Raw genomic sequence first — 4,244 nt, 5'->3', positions numbered from 1 at the left:
GCGCGATGCAGGTTTGCCCGGCGTTCAGGCACTTGCCCCAGACCAACCGGCGGCTGGTGACCTCGAGGTCTGCATCCCTGAGGACCACCGCCGGACTCTTGCCCCCAAGCTCCAGGGTGACGGGGGTGAGGTGCTGGGCTGCAGCGGCCATGACCAGCTTCCCGATGCGCTCTCCGCCAGTGAAAAAGATGTGATCAAACCGCTCAGCGAGTAGGGCCTGGGCGGTGCTCCCATCCCCTTGGACCACCTGGACGATCTCGGGCGGGAAGGCCTCCCTGATCAGGCTGCTGATCAGCTGAGCCGTTGCCGGTGCGTGCTCCGATGGTTTGAGGATGGCGGTGTTCCCGGCCGCTAGGGCACTGACCAGGGGCTGAATCGCCAGGTGGAACGGGTAATTCCAGGGGCCGATGATCAGGACGCAGCCCAGGGGTTCGGCGATGACTTCCGCTCGACCTGGCCGCTGGCTCAGGGGAACGCTGACCTTTTTGGGGGCAATCCAGCGCCGTAGCTGCCGGCGGCAGAGGCTGATCTCTTGGCGAACGGCGACGACCTCGAAGTAGGCCTCGACATCAGGCTTCCCCAGGTCCTTGGCCAGGGCCTCCAGGACGGCGTCGCTGTGGGCGCTGAGGGCGGCATCGAGTCGATCCAGTTGCTCGAGGCGCCACTGCAGCGGGCGGGTGGTTCCACCCACAACCAGCTGACGCATCGCAGCGATGGGGGTAGTCAGCTGGAGCACAGATGGACGGGCAGGGCTTGAGACACCCTATGGACAGCGGCGGAAATCCCGTGGTTAGGGCTTGGGTGACTTCGCCATGAAGCCCTTGCTGGGGAGTTCGGAGTCCGCCTCGGGGCTCACGGACGGAGGGGTGGCCGAGAGCTTGGATTCAATCCAGCGGGAGAGGACATAGATGCCGATGAACATCGGCACATAGATCACGCCCGCGCTGCGTTGATCCAATTCCAGTTGGCTGACCGCCGCAACGCCCGCGCTGCTCAGCCCGAAATAGATCAAGACCCGGCGCAGTGCGATCGACTTCAGCATCCCTAAAGCTCCCCGGTCCTCTTCAGCATTTCATGGGCTCTGGAGATCCAACACCTGCTGAATGGAAGGGGTTTGGATGAGGTCCTGACGAAGCAGTGCGTAGATCCGTTCTCCGGCCACCGGCCGGCTGATCAGCGCGCTTGAGGCTGGCAGAAGAGGGGGCTCACTGAGCAGAACAAGATCCAGGAGTCGCCCCTCCAGCAGTGCGGCCAAGCGCTCGGGCTGCCGGCTGCCCGTCAGGGGCAGCGCTGGGGGAAGCCGCAGGCCGAGGTCACCCAGCAGCAATGGCTCATCGAGGCTGTGGAGCCAGCGCAGTTGGCTCGGCATCAGAGCCAGACGCATCTGCTGTGAGGCCAACCGCAGGCTCGCCAGCAAGGGCTGATTGGATTGGGCTTGATAGAGGCCGTTGCCCCGTTTTTGGAAGTCCAGATTCAGGACTTGGCTGACATGGCGGTAGATGCGAGAGACCGAGCTCTGGTCGCGCTGGATTCGCTGGGCCACGGCGGTCGTGCTGCTGGTGATCTCCAGCAGATCCAGCACCGGGATCCCTTCCAGCAGTAGGTCCGCCAAGGCCTTGACCCCGAGGTATGCACACCGTGCATGACCCCTATAGGTCTGATCAATCCCCAGAACTGGGTAGGGCAGGGAAGCGCAGCCGCAGCAAGGCGCCTCCTTGGGGGCTGGTGGCAACGTCCAGCTGGCCGCTGTGGTTCTCCATGGTGGTTTGCACCACAAACAGCCCCAGGCCACTGCCGCTGGCTTTGCTGGTTTGCAGGGGGAGTTGATCGAGCAGGCTTTGCGGCAGGCCCGGTCCGTTGTCGGCGACGTCCAGGCACCACTGATCCCCCTGGGCCTCGATGCTGATGCCAATCCAGGGGTTGGCGGTCTGGGCGTCGATCAGGGCTTCGGCGGCGTTGCGCAGCAGGTTGACGATCGCGATTTGGATCTGCACCGCATCGCCTTCAATCCAGGCGGGGGCGTCCTCGCGTTCCAGGGCCATGCTGTCGATGGCCACGCGGGCCGTGCTGCCCCCCGAGCGGGCGTAGAGCAGAGCGCTCTGGCTGATCTCCCGCAGGTTCAGGCGCTGATGCTCTGTTTGGACGTTCCTCAGCAGGGCACGCATCTTCTCGATCGTGAGCACGACGCGATCGGCTTCGTGGCGAATGCCCTCCACCTGTTGCTTCCAGCCGCTGGGGAGCGCGCTGAGGTCGACGTTCTCCGTTTGCTTGATCAGCAGCTGGCTGTTGAGCAGCAAGACGCTGAGCGGTTGATTGATTTCGTGGGCCACGGCCGCAGCCTGCAAACTGCTGCGCAACTTGTCTTTCAGCAGTGCCAGGGTTTGGGCATCGCGGTAGCGCTCTTTCTCTCGCGCTTCCGCCAGGCTGGCTTCCCGTTCCCTCAGCTCGCTGGTGAGGCGGTTGTAGCCATCCACCAGTTGCCGTAGGGCTCCATCCAGGGAGACCAATTCTTCTCCGGACTGATCGGTGACGCCGCTGTGGAACTGCAAACTCTCCGGCTGCAGTTGTGATGTGGCTTGCCTGAGCTTCTGGCTGAGTTGCTCGGAGGTGCTCTCGAGCTGGCGTAAGGGATAGAGCAGGCTGCGGATCTGTCTGTTGGTCAGGGCTGCCGCTCCGGCCAAGGCTCCGGCTGAGGCCAGCAAGGCGATTAGGGCGTCCCGGTCAGCAGCGGCCGTGCCGGGCTCCACCGTGAGGCTGGTCAGCAGGATCCAATTCAGCCCTTCATCGGTGCCCCAGGGTGTGGTCACCAGGGAATAGGGATGGCCATCGATTTGGCCACGCTCGGGTTTGCCGTTGGCTCCCCCCTTGAGCCGTTGATGGAGGGCTTGCGCCATCGGGTCGCTCAGCGCGGCCAATCGGGAGCGCTCCACTTGGCCCTTACTGCGGCTGAGGGTTTGGCTGGGTCTTGAGCTCGCCACCAGGGTGCCGTCCGGCTCCACGATCAAGGCCAAGCCATCGCGGCCCTTCCAGACCTGCTCGAGCCAGGTGCTCAGTTGGGAGAGAACCATGTCGACCCCCACCACCCCAAGCAGGTTGCGGTTGGCTCCAAAGAGGGGCGCGTTGTAGGAGATCGAGAAAATCTCGGGCTGGTCTTCCCAGGCGTAAATCGAACTCCAGAGGGGTTTGCCGGCTTTAGCTGTGTCGGTGTACCAGGCTTCCTCGTGGGTCTCGGTCATGCCTGGAATGCGCTCCAGCAGCTCACCCCGTTGTCCCTGCTTCATGGCATAGACAGCCATCGATCCCCGGCCGCTGCGACTGGTGTCTTCGTTGAGCAGCAGCTCTCCGTCATCGCTGCGCTCCATGCCGATGAAACGGCCGTCGGCTCCGCCGTAGTTGATGTAATCCACGGGGAAGGCACGCATCTGGTTCCAGAAGCGCTCGGCCATCGCCGCATACTCCGAAACACGTCCTGGGTTTTGCTCCAGCCAGGCGAGGTTGAGGGTGTTGATCCAGCGGGGGTAGCTGAGCTTGCGGGAGAGACGCGTCGAGAGTTCCACCACCGAGGCGTTTTGGCGGTAGGTCTCGCTGATCTCCAGGCCGCTGCGTCGGCCGATGGCGAAACTCAGCACGCTGAGGCTGCCTCCAACGAGCACGAGCTGAAGCGCACTTAGTAGGGCCAGCCGATTGGCCAGTTTTCTGGGGGTGCTCAGCAAGTGACGTGGAGCCATCTAGGTGTCTTGGGCAATGGTGAGGGGGGCAAGCCGCGAGGCTTGGTGCACCAGTTCGGCGCCAGAGAGTCCCAATTTCTGGGCGATGGCTTTGCGGTGGGTTTCCACCGTGGCGATCGATAGGGCGGTCTCTTTCGAGATCTCCTTATTACTGAGGCCTCGGCCAATGAGGGCATAGATCTCCTGTTGGCGCGGTGTCAGCGTTGCGATGGGTTGCGGCACCAGTTGCTCGAGAACCTGATGCAGTTGCTGGAAGGCGGCTGTCTTGTCCACAACGCCGCAGATTTGGCTCAGGAGCTCAGGCGGACAGACAAAGCTGGAGGCCTGGCCGGAGAGCACCACAACCTTGGACTCTGGCGACCGCCGATGCAGGGCCCGGGCAACCTCCAATCCCTCGCCATCCGGCAGGGCCAGATCGAGCACCAGCAGGTCGGGTGCATCCAGCTCGCAGAGCTCCTGGGCTTCTTGGCAGCTGGTCGCTGAGCCGATCACTTCAATGCCGGCCATGGCTTCCAG

At 63.5% G+C, this 4,244-nt stretch carries 5 protein-coding genes; all 5 read right to left on the bottom strand.

The annotated features are described in order from the left end of the window. On the bottom strand, positions 1-706 hold a 706-nt coding region (locus QZ184_RS10430), incomplete at its 3' end, for an aldehyde dehydrogenase family protein (protein WP_296419500.1). A gap of 84 nt (positions 707-790) precedes the next feature. Next, positions 791-1,042, bottom strand: coding sequence for a hypothetical protein (locus tag QZ184_RS10425; RefSeq protein ID WP_010315097.1), 252 nt, complete (start codon positions 1,040-1,042; stop codon positions 791-793). A 30-nt stretch (positions 1,043-1,072) separates the two neighbouring features. Further along, positions 1,073-1,612 (bottom strand): hypothetical protein, encoded by a 540-nt coding sequence (locus QZ184_RS10420; protein ID WP_296419499.1) that lies wholly within the window; start codon positions 1,610-1,612, stop codon positions 1,073-1,075. A gap of 49 nt (positions 1,613-1,661) precedes the next feature. Next, on the bottom strand, positions 1,662-3,728 hold the full coding sequence (locus QZ184_RS10415) for a sensor histidine kinase (protein WP_296419497.1): 2,067 nt from the start codon (positions 3,726-3,728) through the stop codon (positions 1,662-1,664). Further along, positions 3,729-4,244 (bottom strand): response regulator transcription factor (locus QZ184_RS10410; RefSeq protein WP_296419495.1); only part of this gene is annotated, 516 nt, incomplete at its 5' end. It abuts the gene before it with no gap.

The organism is Vulcanococcus sp. DEBay_Sum22DG08_74 (assembly GCF_017852955.1).
Taxonomy (GTDB): Bacteria; Cyanobacteriota; Cyanobacteriia; order PCC-6307; family Cyanobiaceae; genus Vulcanococcus.
This window is presented reverse-complemented; position numbering and strand designations above follow the sequence as displayed.